The following is a 20453-nucleotide window of genomic DNA, read 5'->3' as shown; positions in this document are numbered from 1 at the left end:
CGCGAGGATCGTATCCGGTTGGTGTAGCCATAAAGATAGAGCTTCAGCAGATCGGCAGGATCGTAAGGCGGTTGTCCCGCCCCGCCACCCGACCCGGCATGACCGAAGCCAAGCCGCTCAAGGTCCAGCGCTGCGACAAACGCCTCGATCGCCCGAACCGGGTTCTCTCGACCCACATAATCTTCCACCCGCGCGGGCAGAAGGCTGACCTGATCCCGGCTCACCCCGGTCTTGAACATGCGATTCGTCATACCGAATCGTACACTCGTTCACCCAAACGGCTAGGATTCTTGCCCAATCTCGCAGCGTAATCCGGGACCGCTGTGTCCGCACGGATGGAATCCCGGACTGCGCTGCGCTCCATCCGGGCTACAAGACCTTGCGTTGCCCGTCGGGCAAAACACGCAAACCATGGGTCAATGCGCGGCGGCAAAATATTCACCTTTACCGAAATTCGGAAATGGCGTATGTGTCGCGCAACCCGGCCCAAGGAAGAGGGGCGTATCGCGATCGTCACGAACGCGGGTCGGGCGGCAGTGGACGTGGACCACACCGGCGCGAAAGGCTTCGCAGGGCGGGCAACCGTGAGCGAAAGCGTCAGGCCAACGACAGGTGCAGCCTGCGTACGGCGAAATCGTGTGGTCCTGGCGCCCGGGTCTGTGCGCCAAGTCTTGCGGTGATGTCGCGGCCCGACCGGGGCCGCAGCATCAGCCATCCGCAAGGCGACGGGGGCAATAGTGCATCGCTCCCCGGGGAGAGCGCGACATAAGCCGTTCCAACCACTGCGCAGGGAAGGCCGGGATGTCTCCGGTTGCCCTGTTTCCCGCTATGCATTGAAGCACACGCAATCTGCTCTCGGCATGGCGGTCCATAGGAGCCAACCGGCTCCCGGTCTTCCCTGCGCCCTCTTTCATTGAGGCAAGGCATCGAAGCAAAGCTCGGGCGAACAAGCCGCGAGGATGCGAAGCTGTGTCTGCAAATGAAGATTCAAGCTTGATCTTCCCCCAAAAAAGTGGACAGCGTTCAAGCCGATTTTAGCTCCATCTCGACTGGGCTGATATAGCCGATGGCCGAGTGTCTGCGGTGTTGATTGTAGAAGCCCTCGACGTAGGCGAAGATGTCGCGCGCAGCTTCATCGCGGGTCGGATATTGACGGTGATGGATCAGTTCGGACTTGAGCGTGTGGAAGAAGCTTTCCATCGGGGCGTTGTCGTAGCAGTCGGCTCTGCGGCTCATCGAAGGCCGGAAGCCGGCGGCTTGCAGCGCTTGGCGGTACTCGGTTGAAGCATATTGGATGCCGCGATCGGAGTGATGGATCAGGCCGGCGCCGGGCGTTTGTCCCTTGATCGCCATCCTTAATGCGGCGAGCGGCAAGTCGGCGCGCAGATGGTCGTCCATCGCCCAGCCCACGATACGGCGACTGTACAGATCCATGATGGCGGCCAGGTACAACCATCCTTGGCCGGTCCAGACATAGGTGATGTCGGCGAGCCAGACCTGATTGCGCATGGCGGCCGAGAAGTTCCGGCCGAGCAAGTTGGGCGCGATCGGCAAGCCATGCCCGCTATCGGTGGTGCGGCATCGTCGCGGCCCGGCCGAGATGGCTCGAACGCCATGGCCGCGCATCTGCCGCTCGATTCGGCCACGGCTTGCATGGTGTCCCTGGGCCTTGAGTTCGACATGAATGCGCGGGCTGCCATAGCGACCATGACTGTCGCGATGAACCCGCTTGATGTCCTCCAGCAACTCTCGATTGGCAGCGGCCCGGGGGCTTTCCGGGCGCGACCGCCAAGCATAGTAGCCCGCAGGCGAGACGCCGAGGACACGGCACATGATCTTGACCGGATAGTCCGCGCGGCGATCTTCGATGAAGCGGAACTTCATGTCCGGGGTCCAGCAAAGATCGCGATCGACGTTTTTAAAATGTCGCGCTCCATGCGCAACTGTTCGTTTTCCCGCTGCAACCGTGCGATCACGTCAGCTTGGTCCGCCGACGGCACCGCCGCTTGCGACGTGGGCGCCGCGGCGCTGCCGCCGGCTGCTACCGTGCTCCGCTCCTTCACCCATCGGCTGAGCACGGAGCCGTCCAGCCCGAGCTCCTTCGATACCGACTTCGCCGAACGGCCGCTCGACAAAACCAGATCAACTGCCTGCCGCTTGTACTCGTCCGAATACGAGCGTCGCTGCCGTTTCGCCATCTGACACCTCTCACTGCCTAAGCTATAGGTGTCCACCGATTTAGGGGAGGCTCAAGCTGTAGAAGCGACGCCTACGCCGCTTGCTCCGTCATTGCGAGCGCAGCGAAGCAATCCAGAAATCTATCCACGGAAAGACTCTGGATTGCTTCGCTGCGCTCGCAATGACGATGTTGGGGCAGTTGTGCGCCAAACCTCGCTCTCGTGCCTGGACGCAGTGCAGCGTCACTACGCGCTGCGTCGCGTCAGGGACACGAGACCCGTGCTAAACCGGCTTGCCCGTATACGGCATCGATGCCGTGAGACCGCCGTCGACCGGGAACGCCTGGCCGTTCACATACGAGGCCTCGTCGCTGGCCAAAAACAGTCCCATCGCCGCGAGCTCATGCGGCTGGCCGGGGCGCTTGAGTGGGTTGAGCTGGCCGATCTTGTCTTGGGTGCCGCGCTCCTTGGCGCGGTCGAAGATCGGTTTGGTCATGCCGGTCTCGATCAGGCCCGGGCACACCGCGTTGATGCGCACGCCGGTGCCGGTGAGCGAATAGGCCGTAGTCTGCACCAGGCTGATCACGCCGGCCTTGCTCGCCGCATAGGGATGGCCGCTCGCGCCGGCCTTGAGACCTGCAACGGACGCCGTCAGCACGATCGCGCCGGACTGCTGCCTGACCATGTGCGGCATGGCGTATTTCACCGCGAGGAACGGTCCGATCAAATTGACGCGCAGAATCTCCTGCCAGTGCTCCACCGTCTGCTCGGCGAGCGGAACGAGCCCGCCCGAGACGCCGGCATTGGCCCAGATCACGTCGAGCCGGCCATGCGTCTTCACCGCCTTGTCGATCACGGCGATGACGTCCTTCTCGGAGCCGGCGTCCGCCACCATGGCTTCCGCGACACCGCCGGCCGCCCTGATCTCTTCGACGGTCTCCTTCACCGCCTCGGTGCGATCGACGGCAATGAGCTTTGCGCCTTCCCTGGTGAACAGCAGCGCTGCGGCGCGGCCGATGCCGCTGCCGGCGCCGGTGATGATGACGGATTTGCCTTGCAGGCGGCCCATGCGCTTCTCCCTTTGGCTCGCATCGCGGCCCTTGCCGCGCGACGGAATTTCAAACAAGATTTCAAACGGTAAAGTGTCTTGAGACACGTTCGCTACTGACGTACAGCGACATCACACGGGATGGAAGGGTTTCGATGGCAGGCGCAGACAAGCCGAATGTGGTCATGACACGATGGTGGTGGGTCCGGCACGCGCCCGTGCGCAATGACGGCGGCAACATCTACGGCCAGTCCGACATCGCCTGCGACACCAGCGACACCTATGTGTTCAACGCTGTTGCCAAGGTGCTGCCACGCAAGGCAATCTGGTATTCGAGCAATCTGATGCGCACACATCAGACGGCCGAGGCGATCTGGGCGGCCGGTTTTCCGCGGCCTGCGGCGATGAAATGGGAAGCGGATCTCGCCGAGCAGAATCTCGGCCGCTGGCAGGGCATGAACCGCGCCGAGTTCATCGCGAGCCGGCCCGTCGGCACCAGCTGGTTCGCCGATATCAACGAGCCCGCGCCCGGCGGTGAAAGCTTCATGGACCTCTACAACCGCACGCGTCGCACCATCGAACGGATCAATGTGGAAGCGGCCGGGCAGGACATCATCGCGGTCGCGCATGGCGGCACCATCAAGGCGGCAGTCGGCCTCGCGCTCGGTGACTTGCCGGAGCAGGGGCTCGCATTCGATATCGACAATGTGTCGGTGACGCGGCTCGATCATTTCGCAAGCCCCGAGCGCCCCGTCTGGCGGTTGCCGATGGTGAACCAGCAGCCGTGGATCGCCGACGCCGCGCACGCAGCGATGCACCAGCCTGCGGGACCGGAAGTCAAGAAGCTCGCGTGAGCCATTGTCCGGCCGCGCGCCTGCGGCGTAAGGTTCAAGCAAATCGATTATACTCTGGGAGAGAAACATGACCTTGTTCGACATGAAGGGGAAAGTTGCCGTCATCACCGGCTCGACGCGCGGCATCGGGCTCGCGATCGCCGAGCGCATGGCCGAGCACGGCGCCAAGGTGGTGATCTCCTCGCGCAAGGCCGACGTTTGCGAGCAGGTTGCCAAGGGCATCAACGACAGATTCGGCAAGGGCACCGCGGTCGCGATTGCCGCGAACATCTCGTCGAAAGAGAATCTGCAAAACCTCGTCGACGAGAGCAACCGCGCCTTCGGCAAGATCGACGTGCTGGTCTGCAACGCCGCGTCGAATCCGTACTATGGTCCGCTCGCCGGCATCTCCGACGATCAGTTCAGAAAAATCCTCGACAACAACATCGTCGCCAACAATTGGCTGATCTCGATGGTGGTGCCGCAGATGATCGAGCGTAAGGACGGCTCGATCATCATCGTCTCGTCGATCGGCGGCCTCAAGGGCTCGACCATCCTCGGTGCTTACGCGATCTCGAAAGCCGCCGACATGCAGCTCGCGCGCAATCTCGCCTGCGAATACGGCAAGGACAATATACGCGTGAACTGCATCGCGCCCGGCCTGATCAAGACCGACTTTGCCAAGGCGCTGTGGGACAATCCGGAGAACCTGAAGGCGTCGACCTCGCGCTCGCCGCTCTTGCGCATCGGCATCCCCGACGAGATCGCGGGCGCGGCGGTGTTCCTGGGTTCGAAGGCCGGTGACTTCATGACCGGCCAGACCATGGTGATCGACGGCGGCGCGACGATCAGTTGAGCGCTGATTAGTGGGCTCCCTCTCCCGCTTGCGGGAGAGGGCTGGGGAGAGGGTGTCTCCGCGGAGAGACTCCCAATGAGGAGAAAGCCCTCACCCGGCGCTACGCGCCGACCTCTCCCGCAAGCGGGAGAGGTTGCACCGAGCAAGATCGTTCCATGTGAGCGAGCCGATATCTACTCCACCGCCGCGTAAACCAGATCCCGCACCAGCGTGCGCGTATAGTCGCGCTGGCCGGGACCTTGGCTCATGAACACCGCGAACAGATCCTCCTTCGGATCGATCCAGAAGAACGTGCCGGCAATGCCGCTCCAGAAATACTGGCCGACGCTACCGGGGAAGGGCGCGATGCCAGGCTCGCGGCGCACGGCAAAGCCGAGGCCAAAACCGTGGCCGGGCGACAGCAGCGTGCCATTTGTTACAACGTGCGGCCCGAGATGATCTGACGCCATCAGCTCCAGCGTCTTGCGGCCGATGATCCTGTTGCCGTCGAGCGTGCCGCCATTGCGCAGCATCAGGCAGAACCGGGCATAATCCATCGTGGTCGAGATCAGCCCGCCGCCGCCGGACTCCATCACCGGCTGTTCCAGCATGTTGAAGAGCGCGACCTTGTCGCCGGTCCAGGGATCGGCCGCGAACGGTTCGGCGAGCCGGCCGGCATTGGCCCCAGCTGTCGCAAAACCGGTCTCAGCCATCTGCAACGGCGCGAGGATGCGCTCGGCGAGGAACGCGCCGAGCGGCTTGCCGCTGACGACCTCGATGATGCGGCCGAGGATGTCGGTGGAGCGGCTGTAGTTGAACTCGTCGCCGGGATGGCAGACCAGCGGGAAGCTCGCCACCAGCGCGGCGTGCTCGGCATTGGTGATCTTGCGGCTGCGGACGCGGGACTCCTGGTAGAGCTTGTGCACGGGGCCGTCGCCCTGGTGCTCATAGGTGAGGCCCGAGGTGTGGCGGAGCAGGTCCTGCACCGTCATCGGCCGCTTGGGCGGAACCAGTTCCAGCTTGCCGCCGCTGACCACGCCGACCTTTTGGTCGGCGAACTCCGGAATGAACTTGGCGACCGCGTCACTGAGAAGGAGATGGCCGTCCTCGACCAGCGCCATGATGCCGACCGAGACGATCGGCTTGGTCATCGAGAAGATCCGGAAGATCGAATCGCGCGTCATCGGCGCGGCGCCCGTCGGGCTCTGCCGTCCCAGTGCCTCGAACCAGCCGATTTGGCCGCGGCGGGCGACCAGCACGGTGACGCCGGGAACAGTGCCCTTGTCGATCTCGCGCTTGAAGGCGTCCGACATGGCCTGGAGGCGGGGACGCGACAGCCCAAGCGTCTCGGGGCGGGCTTCCGGCAAAGGCGGGGTCTGCGGCGCGATCGTGGCCTGTGGGGCGGCTGTAGCGGTCGCTGTGGCGGTCATGGGCACTCCCGGTTGCTCTTGATTATCGGGAACGGACTGTGGCGCAAAAACCCCGGTACAAACAAGCGAAGCTGGCGCGGTTCACCCTTGCAAACCGGCCGTCCCCTGTGCTTGAAAGCGGCCCTGATCCTAAGGCGACGCAGGGTCTGTAGGAGTGTAGCTCAATTGGTAGAGCACCGGTCTCCAAAACCGGGGGTCGCAGGTTCGAGCCCTGCCACTCCTGCCAGCTAATCCAGACAATTAGTCTACAGGCAGGACGGCGCCGGCCCTATCGATCACGGCATGGGTAAGCCATTGATCCCGATTAGGTCCGCAGGCGGCGGCCACGCGTATCCCGGGCTCCCAATATCTTGACCTTTGGCCCCATCCGCAGTATTTACCCCGCACTCGCAGCCGGCCCGTTAGACGCGGATTTCCGGCGCGGCTTTGAAATCCCCGAACAATCGAGCCCGGTTTCCGGCTCATCCTTCAGACGAGGGCTGGGCCAAAGGCGCCTGTTCGGATCCCTTCGAAATCAGTAGCCGTCTTGCGACGGACGTTGGACATTAAACGATGGCAGTCAGCCCGTTCAAGTTCTTGCAGGAAGTGCGCTCGGAGACCGCCAAGGTCACCTGGCCGACCCGTCGTGAGACCACCATCACCACCATCATGGTGTTCGTCATGGTCGCCGTGGCCTCGATCTTCTTCTTCGCCTCCGACCAGATCATCCGTTACCTCATCACTTTCCTTCTGGGCATTCACTGATGGCAACAGCAACCGCTCAAGTGTCTGACAAGCGCTGGTACATCGTCCACGCCTATTCGAACTTCGAGAAGAAGGTCGCCGAATCGATTCGGGAGCAGGCCAAGCAGCGCGGGCTCGAGGAGCTGTTCGAACTGGTGCTGGTGCCGACCGAGAAGGTCACGGAAGTGCGCCGCGGCCGCAAGATCGACGCCGAGCGCAAGTTTTTCCCCGGCTATGTGCTGGTGAAGATGAAGCTGACCGACGAGGCGTTCCATCTGATCAAGAACACGCCGAAAGTGACGGGCTTCCTCGGCGCTGAAAACAAGCCGATGCCGATCTCGGAAGCCGAGGCCATGCGCATCCTGCACCAGGTGCAGGAGGGCGTGGAACGGCCGAAGGCGTCGGTCTCGTTCGAGATCGGCGAGAACGTGCGCGTGGCCGACGGCCCATTCGCCTCGTTCTCGGGTGTTGTCGAGGAAATCGACGAGGCGCGCTCGCGCGTGAAGGTCGCGGTGTCGATCTTCGGCCGCGCCACGCCGGTCGAACTGGAATTCGGTCAGGTCGAGAAGGTCTGACCGAGTACGCGCGAGACTTCGGTCTTGCGCAGCAAGAGGCCGTGGGAGGGAGAGGGCGGTTGCCAGCCGCATCCGACCCAGACCACGAACCTGAAACCGCCGGCCATGCCGGCACAACAGGAGTGATACATGGCAAAGAAAGTGACCGGATACCTGAAGCTTCAGGTCCCGGCCGGCGCGGCGAATCCTTCGCCCCCGATCGGTCCCGCGCTCGGTCAGCGCGGTCTCAACATCATGGAGTTCTGCAAGGCGTTCAACGCCCAGACCCAGAAGGAAGAGAAGAACACCCCGATTCCCGTGGTGATCACGATCTACGCCGATCGTTCGTTCACCTTCGAGATGAAGACCCCCCCGATGTCGTTCTTCCTCAAGCAGGCTGCCAAGATCCAGTCCGGCTCGAAGGCGCCGGGCCGTGACAAGGCCGGCAAGGTGACCAAGGCGCAGGTGCGCGAGATCGCCGAGAAGAAGATGAAGGACTTGAATTGCGACAGCATCGAATCGGCCATGAAGATGGTCGAGGGCTCCGCCCGTTCGATGGGTCTGGAAGTTGCGGGGTAAGCGGTCATGGCAATCGGAAAGCGTTTGAACAAAGCCCGCGAAGGCATTGACCGCGAAAAGCTTTACCCGCTCGCGGACGCCATCAAGATGGTCAAGGAGCGCGCGAAAGCGAAGTTCGACGAGACCATCGAGGTCGCGATCAATCTCGGCGTCGATCCGCGTCACGCCGACCAGATGGTCCGCGGCGTCGTGACCCTGCCGAATGGCACCGGCCGTACGCTCCGCGTCGGCGTGTTCGCTCGTGGCGCCAAGGCCGATGAGGCCAAGGCTGCGGGTGCCGACGTCGTCGGCGCAGAGGATCTGGTCGAGAAGGTGCAGAACGGCTCGATCGATTTCGACCGCTGCATCGCCACCCCCGACATGATGCCGCTGGTCGGCCGGTTGGGTAAGGTGCTCGGCCCGCGCGGCCTGATGCCGAACCCGAAGATCGGCACCGTGACCATGGACGTCACCGGCGCGGTGAAGGGTGCCAAGGGCGGCTCGGTCGAGTTCCGCGTCGAGAAGGCCGGCATCCTGCAGGCCGGCGTCGGCAAGGCCTCGTTCTCCGAGGAGAAGCTGGTCGAGAACATCAAGGCCCTGGCAGACGCCGTCTCCAAGGCGAAGCCGGCCGGCTCCAAGGGCACCTACATCCAGCGCGTTGCGGTGTCCTCGACGATGGGCCCCGGGGTGAAGGTCGAGCCGGGCACCATCCTCGGCTAAGGTTCAAATATTGCATGAGGCGAGGGGCGGAATTGGGCAACCGATTCCGCCCCTCGTCGTTTGTGACCGCGTTCACCGGAAACAAGAACAATGGCTGACAAGGTCCTGATCTACTCCCGCTTTCCCAAGACGATGATGGTACGTTTCGCCGAACGGTTCGAGCTGCTCGACACCGGTGGCAAGCCCGCGCGTGAGGTGTTTTCGGCGGGTGAACTCGGCGGCATCCGCGCGATGCTCACCGCAGGCGGCACGCCGCTGGGGGCCGAGGCGATGGACCTGTTTCCGAAGCTTGGCGCCATCGTCTGCTACGGCACCGGCTATGACGGCGTCGACTTGAAGGCGGCCGCCGTGCGCAACATCGCGGTCGGCCACAGTCCAGGTGCCAATGCGGCCTCCGTCGCCGACATCGCGATGACCCTGATGCTGGCGACGACGCGGCGGATCCTGGTTGCCGACCAATATGTCCGCAGCGGCGATTGGGCGGCGTCAAAACCCTCGCCGATGATGCGGCCACAGGCGGGCATGCCCGGCCGCCGGATCGGTATCTACGGCATGGGTGAGATCGGCCGCAAGATTGCGGCGCGCTGCGCGGCGTTCGAAAGCGAGATCGGCTATTTCAGCCGCACCAGATACGATCTGCCTTATCAATATTTCCGGACGCTGGAAGAGCTCGCCGACTGGTGCAGCGTGCTGATGATCGCGGTCCGGGCAGGGGCCGAGACCCAGCACGTCGTCAACGCCGATATCCTCAGGCGTCTCGGCGCGGACGGTTATATCGTGAACATCTCCCGCGGCTCGGTCGTCGACGAGCAGGCCCTGGTCGCCGCGCTTACCGATAAGACCATCGCCGGCGCCGGCCTCGACGTTTACGACAAGGAACCGCACGCCCCCGACGCGCTGACCACGCTCCCCAATGTAGTGCTCGCCCCACATATCGGTGGCCATACCCTCGAATCGCACGTCGCCATGCAAAACTGCGTGCTGGCGAACCTGACCGCGTTTTTCGAGGGCAGGCCGCTGCCTTACGCGGTCAAATCGGCCTGAATCGGCTCTTCTTGGCCCGCCTCAGGCCCGGCCGGCAACGGATTGGAACTGGTGTGAATTTTGCTCTTGGCAAGCAGGCTCCGAGCGGTTAAAGAACGGCTTCCGGACGTGCCGGCCTCGGCTGGCGCGTTCGTGCACGCATTCCGAAAACCGATGCAGCGGGAGATCATTCCTTTCCAGGACGTCCGCAAGGATTTGCCCGGAAAAGGAAGGAAACCTCGTCACTTGGTGGAATGCGGGCAGAGGTCGGGCGGTTCGCTGGCTGACCTTGTCCTGTCCAAGACTGCAGGCGCCCGCGGGGAATTTCGATTTCTCAACGGCTTAATCTCATGGCCTGCATAGACGGGTGAAGACCGGATTTCACTTCGCACCCAGCTTCAAGGGCTGGCTTCGCGAAACGGGTCTGGTTCGGACCTCGACACGCCGTGGGCCTTATGGGCTCCCGGAGGGCAGGCTTGAATTGTCGTCTTGCCCGGCGTGTCCGATGGGTTTTGGCCCGGAGGTTCAGGTTTGGGCGGGACGATGGGTGCAACCCGGCGGTCCCGCTTCGCGCGATGGCCGCCAACCGGAGAGAGCTTGCTGTGGAACGAGCGGCAAAAAAGGAAGCGGTCGAACAGCTCAACGAGGTCTTCAAGACCACGGGCGTCGCGATCGTTGCTCAATATTCCGGCCTCACCGTTGCCCAGATGCAGAAGCTGCGCATGCAGATGAAGCAGGCTGGCGCCTCGGTGAAGGTCTCGAAGAACCGTCTCGCCAAAATTGCTCTTGAAGGCACTGACGTCGTTGCCATTGGCCCCATGCTGAAGGGGCCGACCGTGATCGCAACTTCCAACGATCCGGTAGCGGCGCCGAAGGTCGCCATCGAATTCGCCAAGGCGAACGAAAAGTTCGTCATCATCGGCGGCTCGATGGGCAAGACCGTCCTGAATGTCGACGGGGTGAAGGCGCTTGCCTCACTGCCGTCGCTTGACGAACTGCGCGGCAAGATCGTCGGCCTCATCGTGGCCCCGGCGACCAAGCTCGCTCAGCTCGCCAACGCGCCCGCGGGCAAGCTCGCGCGCGTCATCCAGGCTCATGCCTCAAAGGGCGAAGCGGCCTGACGCCCTTCGCAAAACTCAAACCCGAACCAGACGTAAGGAAACTGAACAATGGCTGACTTGCAGAAGATCGTTGACGACCTCTCGAGCCTCACCGTGCTCGAAGCTGCCGAACTCGCGAAGCTCCTCGAAGAGAAATGGGGCGTTTCGGCTGCCGCGGCTGTCGCCGTGGCCGGTCCGGCCGCTGGCGGCGGCGCTGCCGCTCCGGCTGAAGAGAAGACCGAGTTCACGGTCGTTCTCGCCAGCGCCGGCGACAAGAAGATCGAGGTCATCAAGGAAGTCCGCGCCATCACCGGTCTCGGCCTGAAGGAAGCAAAGGACCTCGTCGAGGGTGCTCCGAAGCCGCTGAAGGAAGGCGTGAACAAGGAAGAAGCCGAGAAGATCAAGGCGCAGATCGAGAAGGCTGGCGCCAAGGTCGAGCTCAAGTAAGCGGAAGCTTACTGGCGAGGTCCCGGGCGAGCATCGGCGCGACCCGGGATCTTGGTCCGCCCCCATCGAAGGGGTGGGCCGGATGCAAAAGGCGTGCGACGGAACGTCCCGACGCAGGCCGAACACGAAAAAGTGTGGGGATTTGAGGGTTTACCCCTCGAATCTCCACTATTGTCGCCCCATATCGGGTCGGCAGCACGAAAGCGCGGTGGGCAGGGATGCCGGATTTCCCTGTAAGCCGTTGGGAGAGCAGGCTATTTCGGGCTTTTGCAGTCCGTGAAGACGATCGTTGTGACGGGCGGGCGCGCTTCTGCGCCCCGCGCGTCGTTTTGCGTTTTGAAGGTCTGAAGAACAGATTCAGGACATTCCCGCCTGAAACTGAGCTTCCGGCCCCCAAGACGGGTTCGAAAAATTCAACCCGGGGAGCGGTGGCAGCCGCGTTCCGGACGGCGCGCCCAGAGCGGGCGACGAAATGAGAGGCCACGATGGCGCAGCAGACATTCACCGGTCGCAAACGCGTTCGCAAGTTCTTCGGACACATCAAGGAAGTCGCCGAGATGCCGAACCTCATCGAGGTTCAGAAGGCGTCCTATGACCAGTTCCTGATGGTCGACGAGCCCCAGGGTGGCCGTCTCGACGAGGGTCTGCAGGCGGTGTTCCGCTCGGTGTTTCCGATCTCCGACTTCTCGGGCACCTCGATGCTGGAATTCGTCCGCTACGAGTTCGAGCAGCCGAAATACGACGTCGACGAGTGCCGCCAGCGCGGCATGACCTTCGCGGCTCCCCTCAAGGTGACGCTGCGCCTCATCGTGTTCGATATCGACGAGGAAACCGGCGCGAAGTCGGTGAAGGACATCAAGGAGCAGGACGTCTACATGGGCGACATCCCGCTCATGACGATGAACGGCACCTTCATCGTCAACGGCACCGAGCGCGTCATCGTCTCGCAGATGCACCGTTCGCCCGGCGTGTTCTTCGACCACGACAAGGGCAAGACCCATTCCTCGGGCAAGCTGCTGTTCGCCGCTCGCGTGATTCCCTATCGCGGCTCCTGGCTCGACATCGAGTTCGACGCCAAGGACATCGTCTATGCGCGTATCGACCGTCGCCGCAAGATTCCGGTGACGTCGCTGATGTTCGCGCTCGGCCTCGACGGCGAGGCGATCCTGTCCACGTTCTATAAGAGGATCCTCTACAAGCGGACCAAGGAAGGCTGGCGCGTTCCGTTCGACGCCAACCGCTTCCGCGGCTATTCGACCGTCAACGATTTGATCGACGCCGATACCGGCAAGGTGGTGCTCGAGGCCGGCAAGAAGCTCACCGTCCGTGCCGCCCGCCAGCTCCAGGAGAAGGGGCTGAAGGCGCTGCGCATGGCCGATGAGGAGCTGGTCGGCAACTACGTCGCCGAGGACCTCGTCAACCCGAAGACGGGCGAGATCCATGCTGAAGCCGGTGAGGAAATCACCGACAAGCTGATGAAGGCGCTCAACGAGCAGGGCTACAAGGAGCTGCCGCTGCTCGACATCGACCACGTCAATGTCGGCCCCTACATCCGCAACACGCTCTCGGCCGACAAGAACATGACGCGTGAGGACGCGCTGTTCGACATCTACCGCGTTATGCGTCCGGGCGAGCCGCCGACGCTGGAATCGGCGCAGGCCATGTTCCAGTCGCTGTTCTTCGACGCCGAGCGCTACGACCTCTCCGCGGTCGGCCGTGTCAAGATGAATATGCGCCTCGACCTCGATGCGCCCGATACCCAGCGCACGCTGCGCAAGGAAGACATCCTCTCCGTCATCAAGACGCTGGTGGACCTGCGCGACGGCAAGGGCGAGATCGACGACATCGATCATCTCGGCAACCGCCGCGTGCGTTCGGTCGGCGAGCTCATGGAGAACCAGTACCGCATCGGCCTCCTGCGCATGGAGCGCGCGATCAAGGAGCGCATGTCCTCGGTCGACATCGACACGGTGATGCCGCAGGACCTGATCAACGCCAAGCCGGCGGCTGCCGCCGTGCGCGAGTTCTTCGGTTCCTCGCAGCTCTCGCAGTTCATGGACCAGACCAACCCGCTCAGCGAGATCACCCACAAGCGGCGCCTATCGGCGCTCGGACCGGGTGGTCTGACCCGCGAGCGCGCCGGCTTCGAGGTGCGCGACGTGCATCCGACGCATTACGGCCGCATCTGCCCGATCGAGACGCCGGAAGGTCCGAACATCGGCCTGATCAACTCGCTCGCGACCTTCGCGCGCGTGAACAAGTATGGCTTCGTCGAGACGCCGTACCGCAAGGTCAAGGACGGCCGCGTCACCGACGAGGTCGTGTACCTCTCGGCGATGGAGGAGGGCCGCTACACGGTCGCGCAGGCCAACGTGCCGCTCGACCCGAAGGGCCGCTTCACCGAAGACCTCGTGGTCTGCCGTCACGCTGGCGAAGTTTTGCCGGTGACGCCGGACAAGGTCGACTACATGGACGTGTCGCCGAAGCAGCTCGTGTCGGTGGCCGCGGCGCTGATCCCGTTCCTCGAGAACGACGACGCCAACCGCGCGCTGATGGGCTCGAACATGCAGCGCCAGGCGGTGCCGCTGGTTCGCGCCGAGGCGCCGTTCGTCGGCACCGGCATGGAAGGCGTGGTCGCGCGTGACTCGGGTGCTGCGATCGCGGCGCGCCGTTCCGGCGTGATCGACCAGATCGATGCGACCCGCGTCGTCATCCGCGCCACTGAAGATCTCGATCCGACCAAGTCGGGCGTCGATATCTACCGGTTGATGAAGTATCAACGCTCCAACCAGTCGACCTGCATCAACCAGCGTCCGCTGGTGAAGGTCGGCGACATCGTCAAGAAGGGCGACATCATCGCCGACGGCCCCTCGACCGATCTCGGCGAGCTCGCGCTCGGCCGCAACGTGCTGGTCGCGTTCATGCCGTGGAACGGATACAACTTCGAAGACTCGATCCTGCTCTCCGAGCGGATCGTGAAAGAAGACGTCTTCACCTCGATCCACATCGAGGAGTTCGAGGTGATGGCCCGCGACACCAAGCTCGGACCTGAGGAAATCACCCGCGACATTCCGAACGTCTCGGAAGAAGCGCTGAAGAACCTCGACGAAGCCGGTATCGTCTACATCGGTGCGGAAGTGCGCGCCGGCGACATCCTGGTCGGCAAGATCACGCCGAAGGGCGAAAGCCCGATGACGCCGGAAGAGAAGCTCCTGCGCGCCATCTTCGGCGAGAAGGCTTCCGACGTTCGCGACACTTCGCTGCGCGTTCCTCCGGGCGTGCAGGGCACCATCGTCGAAGTGCGCGTGTTCAACCGTCACGGCGTCGACAAGGACGAGCGTGCGCTGGCGATCGAGCGGGAAGAGATCGAGCGTCTGGCCAAGGACCGCGACGACGAGCAGGCGATCCTCGACCGCAACGTCTACAACCGTCTTGCCGAGCTGCTCGAAGGACGGCAGGGCATTGCCGGTCCGAAGGGCTTCAAGAAGGACACCAAGATCACCCGTGCGGTGCTCGAGGAGTACCCGAAGTCGCAGTGGTGGCTGTTCGCCTCGCCCAACGACAAGCTGATGGCCGAGATCGAGGCCATGCGGAAGCAGTACGACGAGTCGAAGAAGGGGCTGGAACAGCGCTTCCTCGACAAGGTCGAGAAGCTTCAGCGCGGTGACGAATTGCCGCCTGGCGTGATGAAGATGGTCAAGGTCTTCGTCGCGGTGAAGCGCAAGATCCAGCCCGGCGACAAGATGGCCGGCCGCCACGGCAACAAGGGCGTGGTGTCGAAGATCGTGCCGATCGAGGACATGCCGTTCCTCGAAGACGGCACGCATGCCGACATCGTGCTCAATCCGCTGGGCGTGCCCTCGCGCATGAACGTCGGACAGATCCTCGAGACCCATCTCGGCTGGGCCTGCGCCGGCCTCGGCAAGCGTATCGGCCAGACGGTCGATGCTTACCTGTCGAAGCAGGACATCAAACCGCTGAAGGAAACCTTGAAGAAGGTCTACGGCGAGGACGAGACGATCAAGTCGCTCAACGACAACGAGCTGATCGAGCTCGGCCACAATTTGAGCCGCGGCGTGCCGATCGCGACGCCGGTGTTCGACGGCGCGAAGGAAGCCGACATCGAGGAGATGCTGAAGCTCGCCGGTCTCGACGCTTCGGGTCAGTCGACCGTCTATGACGGCCGCACCGGCGATCCGTTCGATCGCAAGGTGACGGTGGGCTATATATACATGCTCAAGCTGCACCATCTCGTCGACGACAAGATCCACGCGCGTTCGATCGGTCCGTACTCGCTCGTCACCCAGCAGCCGCTGGGCGGCAAGGCGCAGTTCGGCGGCCAGCGCTTCGGCGAAATGGAGGTGTGGGCGCTCGAGGCTTACGGCGCGGCGTACACGCTCCAGGAGATGCTGACGGTGAAGTCGGACGACGTCGCCGGCCGCACCAAGGTGTACGAGGCGATCGTGCGCGGCGACGACACGTTCGAGGCTGGTATTCCGGAATCCTTCAACGTGCTGGTCAAGGAAATGCGCTCGCTCGGCCTCAACGTCGACCTGCACAACTCCAAGATGGGACCGGCGCCGACGTCGGAAGCGGCCGAGTAATTCGACCTGTCATGCCCGGCCTTCGCGGCCGGGCAGGCGCCCGGCCTGAGGCCTTGAGGGGCAGGGCGCCCCGCTAAGTGATTTTCGAATTTGCGGCCGGAGGCGACCGGCACGCGAGGAGAAGACGATGAACCAAGAAATTATGAATCTCTTCAATCCGACGACGCCGGCTCAGGTCTTCGACCAGATCCGGATCTCGATCGCGTCTCCAGAAAAGATTCTGTCCTGGTCCTACGGCGAGATCAAGAAGCCGGAGACCATCAACTACCGTACCTTCAAGCCGGAGCGCGACGGCCTGTTCTGCGCCCGCATCTTCGGGCCGATCAAGGACTACGAGTGCTTGTGCGGCAAGTACAAGCGCATGAAGTACAAGGGCATCATCTGCGAGAAGTGCTCGGTCGAGGTGACGCTGTCGCGCGTCCGGCGCGAGCGCATGGGCCACATCGAGCTCGCAGCCCCCGTCGCCCACATCTGGTTCCTGAAGTCGCTGCCCTCGCGCATCGGCCTTCTGCTGGACATGACGCTGAAGGATCTCGAGCGGATCCTCTATTTCGAATACTACGTCGTGCTGGAGCCGGGTCTCACCGCGCTGAAGGACCGTCAGCTCTTGTCGGAAGACGAGTATCTGAAGGCGCAGGACGAGTACGGCCAGGATTCCTTCACCGCCATGATCGGCGCGGAAGCGATCCGCGAGCTGCTCAAGGGCATGGACCTCGAGAAGCTCGAGGCCTCCTTGCGCGTCGAGATGCAGGAGACCGACTCCGACATCAAGCACAAGAAGCTCGCCAAGCGCCTGAAGATCGTGGAAGCGTTCCGCCACTCCGGCAACAAGCCGGAATGGATGATCATGACCGTGGTCCCGGTGATCCCGCCGGACCTGCGTCCGCTGGTGCCGCTGGACGGCGGCCGCTTCGCGACCTCGGACCTCAACGACCTCTACCGCCGCGTCATCAACCGCAACAACCGCTTGAAGCGGCTGATGGAGCTGCGCGCGCCCGACATCATCATCCGCAACGAGAAGCGCATGCTTCAGGAAGCGGTCGATGCGCTGTTCGACAACGGCCGCCGCGGCCGCGTCATCACCGGCGCCAACAAGCGCCCGCTGAAGTCGCTCGCCGACATGCTCAAGGGCAAGCAGGGCCGCTTCCGTCAGAACCTGCTCGGCAAGCGCGTCGACTATTCGGGCCGTTCGGTGATCGTGGTCGGTCCCGAGCTGCGTCTGCATCAGTGCGGCCTGCCGAAGAAGATGGCGCTCGAGCTGTTCAAGCCGTTCATCTACTCGCGGCTTGACGCCAAGGGCCTGTCCACCACCGTGAAGCAGGCCAAGAAGTTGGTCGAGAAGGAGCGGCCCGAGGTCTGGGACATCCTGGACGAGGTCATCCGCGAGCATCCGGTGCTGCTCAACCGCGCACCGACGCTGCACCGCCTCGGCATCCAGGCGTTCGAGCCCGTGCTGATCGAGGGCAAGGCGATCCAGCTGCACCCGCTGGTCTGCTCCGCGTTCAACGCCGACTTCGACGGTGATCAGATGGCCGTGCACGTTCCGCTGTCGCTCGAAGCGCAGCTGGAAGCGCGCGTGCTGATGATGTCGACCAACAACATCCTGCATCCGGCGAACGGTCAGCCGATCATCGTGCCGTCGCAGGACATCGTGCTGGGTCTCTACTACGTCTCGATCATGCGTGAAGGCCTGCCCGGCGAGGGCAAGGTGTTCGGCGACATGGCCGAGCTCGAGCACGCCCTGCATGCGAAGGTCATCCACCTCCACACCAAGATCAAGTACCGGTGGGAAGGCATGGACGAGACCGGCAAGGTCTCCAAGCGCTGGATCGAGACCACCGCCGGCCGCGTCATGCTCGGCAATCTGCTGCCGAAGAACCCGCGCATCTCGTACGAGATCATCAATAAGCTGATGACCAAGCGCGAGATCTCGGGCGTGATCGACCAAGTCTACCGTCACTGCGGCCAGAAGGAGACGGTGATCTTCTGCGACCGCATCATGGCGCTCGGCTTCTACAACGCGTTCAAGGCCGGCATCTCGTTCGGCAAGGACGACATGGTCGTGCCGCACGGCAAGTGGAAGATCGTCGATACCACCCGTACGTTGGCGAAGGATTTCGAGCAGCAGTACAACGACGGCCTGATCACCCATGGCGAGAAGTACAACAAGGTCGTCGACGCCTGGTCGAAGGCCACGGAAGAAATCGCCAAGGCGATGATGAAGGAGATCTCCGCCACCAAGAAGACGGCGAGCGGAGCCGACGCCGACATCAACTCGATCTACATGATGGCTCACTCCGGTGCCCGCGGTTCGCCGGCCCAGATGCGCCAGCTCGCCGGCATGCGCGGCCTGATGGCCAAGCCGTCGGGTGAGATCATCGAGACGCCGATCATCTCGAACTTCAAGGAAGGCCTCTCGGTTCTCGAGTACTTCAACTCGACCCACGGCGCCCGCAAGGGCCTCGCGGACACCGCGTTGAAGACTGCGAACTCGGGCTACCTGACCCGTCGTCTCGTCGACGTGGCGCAGGACTGCATCATCACGCAGAGTGACTGCGGCACCAAGCTCGGCATCAAGATGCGCGCCATCGTCGACGCCGGCACCGTGGTGGCTTCGCTCGGCTCGCGCATCCTCGGACGCACGGCCTGCGAAGACATCCGTGACAGCTCGGGCAAGGTGATCATCAAGCGCGACACGCTGATGGAAGAGAGCCATCTGGACGCCATCCAGCAGGGTGGTGTGCAGGAGGTGAAGATCCGCTCGGCGCTGACTTGCGAGCTCGTTAACGGCATCTGCGGCAAGTGCTACGGCCGCGACCTCGCCCGCGGCACGCCGGTCAACCACGGTGAAGCCGTCGGCGTCATCGCGGCGCAGTCGATCGGTGAGCCGGGCACCCAGCTGACCATGCGCACCTTCCACATCGGCGGTGCGGCGCAGCTCAACGAGCAGTCCTTCGTCGAAGCCAACTTCGACGGCAAGATCGTGATCCGGAACAAGGCCATCGCCCGCAACAGCGAAGGTCACCTGATCGCGATGGTGCGCAACATGGTGGTGGCGATCGTCGATGCCGACGGCACCGAGCGTGCGACGCACCGTGTCCAGTACGGCTCGCGCCTGCACGTGGACGAAGGCGACATGGTCAAGCGCGGCCAGCGCGTCGTCGAGTGGGATCCTTACACCCGTCCGCTCCTCACTGAAGTCGAAGGTACGATCGGCTTCGAGGATCTGGTCGAGGGGCAATCGATCTCGGAAACGCTCGACGAGGCCACCGGTATTGCCAAGCGCGTGGTTATCGACTGGCGCTCGACCCGCGGCGGCTCGGACCTGCGTCCGGCCATCGTGGTCAAGGGCAAGGACGGCAAGGTGCTCAAGCTGCCCCGTGGCGGCGATGCCCGCTACATGCTGTCGGTCGACGCCATTCTCTCGGTCGACGTCGGAGCCAAGGTCAATCCGGGCGACATCCTCGCCCGTGTCTCGACCGAAAGCGCCAAGACGCGTGACATCACCGGCGGTCTGCCGCGGGTGGCGGAACTGTTCGAGGCACGGCGTCCGAAGGATGCGGCGATCATCGCCGAAATCGCGGGCACCATCCGGTTCGGACGCGACTACAAGAACAAGCGTCGCATCTCGATCGAGCCGATGGACAAGACCGAGGAGCCGCGCGAGTACCTGATCCCGAAGGGCAAGCACATCCACCTTCAGGACGGCGACGTCGTCGAAAAGGGCGACTTCATCGTGGAAGGCAACCCGGCGCCGCACGACATTCTTGCGGTGAAGGGCATCGAGGAGCTTGCGGCTTACCTGGTCAACGAAATCCAGGAGGTCTACCGGCTCCAGGGCGTGCTCATCAACGACAAGCACATCGAGGTGATTGTCCGTCAGATGCTCCAGAAGGTGGAAGTCACCGACCAGGGCGACACGGACATGATCTCCGGCGAGCAGGTCGACAAGATCGAGTTCGACGCGCTGAACGAGAAGGCCAAGGAAGAGGGCAAGAAGCCCGCCACGGGGACGCCGGTTCTGCTCGGCATCACCAAGGCGAGCCTTCAGACCCGCTCGTTCTTCTCGGCGGCCTCGTTCCAGGAGACCACCCGCGTCCTCACGGAAGCGGCGGTCAACGGCAAGATCGATCCGCTCGAAGGCCTCAAGGAGAACGTCATCGTCGGCCGGCTGATCCCGGCGGGCACCGGCGCCTCCATGGCCAAGATCCGCGAAGTCGCCATGAAGCGCGACAAGCTGATCCTGGACGAGCGCGAGAAGCAGGCGGCCGTCGTGTCGCCCGCGCCGGAAGCGGAGCCGATGGCGCTGCCGCCGGCTGAATGATGGTTCATCCGTAAGAATACCGAGGACAATGAAAAGGCCGGCTTTTGCCGGCCTTTTTGCTGCTTTCTGTGTTTGCT

The 20453-nt window shown here is 63.3% G+C and carries 15 protein-coding genes and 1 tRNA gene; 12 read left to right on the top strand and 4 right to left on the bottom strand.

Features of this window, described 5'->3' with window-relative positions; translation table 11 throughout:
- The 3 genes from BLV07_RS34520 to BLV07_RS34505 all read right to left on the bottom strand — a co-directional run.
- On the bottom strand, positions 1–239 hold a 239-nt coding region (locus BLV07_RS34520; protein WP_502690270.1), incomplete at its 3' end, for a transposase.
- A 784-nt stretch (positions 240–1023) separates the two neighbouring features.
- Positions 1024–2198 (bottom strand): IS3 family transposase gene (locus tag BLV07_RS34510; protein ID WP_502690269.1). Its coding sequence is split into 2 segments (ribosomal slippage): positions 1024–1889 and positions 1889–2198, totalling 1176 coding nucleotides; the frame shifts between segments, so codons are not numbered across the junction.
- A 262-nt stretch (positions 2199–2460) separates the two neighbouring features.
- Positions 2461–3246: an SDR family NAD(P)-dependent oxidoreductase gene (locus tag BLV07_RS34505; protein WP_091894792.1), complete on the bottom strand. Its 786-nt coding sequence runs from the start codon at positions 3244–3246 to the stop codon at positions 2461–2463.
- A gap of 134 nt (positions 3247–3380) precedes the next feature.
- Between BLV07_RS34505 and BLV07_RS34500 the strand changes: the two genes are divergently transcribed.
- On the top strand, positions 3381–4079 hold the full coding sequence (locus tag BLV07_RS34500; RefSeq protein ID WP_176945946.1) for a histidine phosphatase family protein: 699 nt from the start codon (positions 3381–3383) through the stop codon (positions 4077–4079).
- A gap of 67 nt (positions 4080–4146) precedes the next feature.
- Positions 4147–4914, top strand: a complete 768-nt coding sequence (locus BLV07_RS34495; RefSeq protein ID WP_091894773.1) for an SDR family NAD(P)-dependent oxidoreductase — start codon at positions 4147–4149, stop codon at positions 4912–4914.
- Between the two features lie 173 nt (positions 4915–5087).
- Here BLV07_RS34495 and BLV07_RS34490 read toward each other — a convergent pair whose 3' ends face one another.
- A complete protein-coding gene (locus BLV07_RS34490) occupies positions 5088–6323 on the bottom strand; it encodes a serine hydrolase domain-containing protein (protein WP_091894771.1) in 1236 nt (411 codons plus the stop codon).
- Positions 6324–6473: 150 nt separating this feature from the next.
- On the opposite strand from BLV07_RS34490, the gene BLV07_RS34485 reads away from it, so the two are divergent.
- From BLV07_RS34485 to rpoC, 10 genes are all read left to right on the top strand, one after another.
- Positions 6474–6549: transfer RNA gene (locus BLV07_RS34485), tRNA-Trp, on the top strand.
- 326 nt (positions 6550–6875) lie between these two features.
- Entirely contained in the window at positions 6876–7067 is a 192-nt protein-coding gene (gene secE / locus BLV07_RS34480; RefSeq protein ID WP_091894769.1) for a preprotein translocase subunit SecE, read from the top strand.
- Positions 7067–7621, top strand: a complete 555-nt coding sequence (nusG, locus tag BLV07_RS34475; RefSeq protein WP_018647229.1) for a transcription termination/antitermination protein NusG — start codon at positions 7067–7069, stop codon at positions 7619–7621. The genes secE and nusG overlap by 1 nt, the downstream gene beginning before the upstream one ends.
- Positions 7622–7750: 129 nt before the next feature.
- Positions 7751–8179 (top strand): 50S ribosomal protein L11, encoded by a 429-nt coding sequence (rplK, locus tag BLV07_RS34470; protein WP_006611824.1) that lies wholly within the window; start codon positions 7751–7753, stop codon positions 8177–8179.
- A 6-nt stretch (positions 8180–8185) separates the two neighbouring features.
- Entirely contained in the window at positions 8186–8878 is a 693-nt protein-coding gene (gene rplA, locus BLV07_RS34465) for a 50S ribosomal protein L1 (RefSeq protein WP_018647230.1), read from the top strand.
- A 90-nt stretch (positions 8879–8968) separates the two neighbouring features.
- The gene (locus BLV07_RS34460; protein WP_091894767.1) at positions 8969–9922 is read left to right on the top strand and encodes a 2-hydroxyacid dehydrogenase; all 954 of its coding nucleotides are present in this window, start codon (positions 8969–8971) and stop codon (positions 9920–9922) included.
- A gap of 581 nt (positions 9923–10503) precedes the next feature.
- Positions 10504–11022 carry a 50S ribosomal protein L10 gene (rplJ, locus tag BLV07_RS34455; protein WP_091894789.1) on the top strand — a complete coding sequence of 173 codons (519 nt, stop codon included), beginning with the start codon at positions 10504–10506 and terminating at the stop codon, positions 11020–11022.
- A 48-nt stretch (positions 11023–11070) separates the two neighbouring features.
- Positions 11071–11448 (top strand): 50S ribosomal protein L7/L12, encoded by a 378-nt coding sequence (gene rplL / locus BLV07_RS34450; protein WP_091894765.1) that lies wholly within the window; start codon positions 11071–11073, stop codon positions 11446–11448.
- Between the two features lie 485 nt (positions 11449–11933).
- Positions 11934–16052, top strand: coding sequence for a DNA-directed RNA polymerase subunit beta (rpoB, locus tag BLV07_RS34445; protein ID WP_091894763.1), 4119 nt, complete (start codon positions 11934–11936; stop codon positions 16050–16052).
- A 127-nt stretch (positions 16053–16179) separates the two neighbouring features.
- Entirely contained in the window at positions 16180–20376 is a 4197-nt protein-coding gene (gene rpoC, locus BLV07_RS34440; RefSeq protein WP_091894761.1) for a DNA-directed RNA polymerase subunit beta', read from the top strand.
- Positions 20377–20453: the final 77 nt, after the last annotated feature.

Origin of the sequence: Bradyrhizobium sp. Rc2d (assembly GCF_900099855.1) — a bacterium.
Lineage (GTDB): Bacteria > Pseudomonadota > Alphaproteobacteria > Rhizobiales > Xanthobacteraceae > Bradyrhizobium.
The sequence above is the reverse complement of the archived record's forward strand: the minus strand, read 5'-3'. Positions and strand labels throughout refer to the sequence as shown.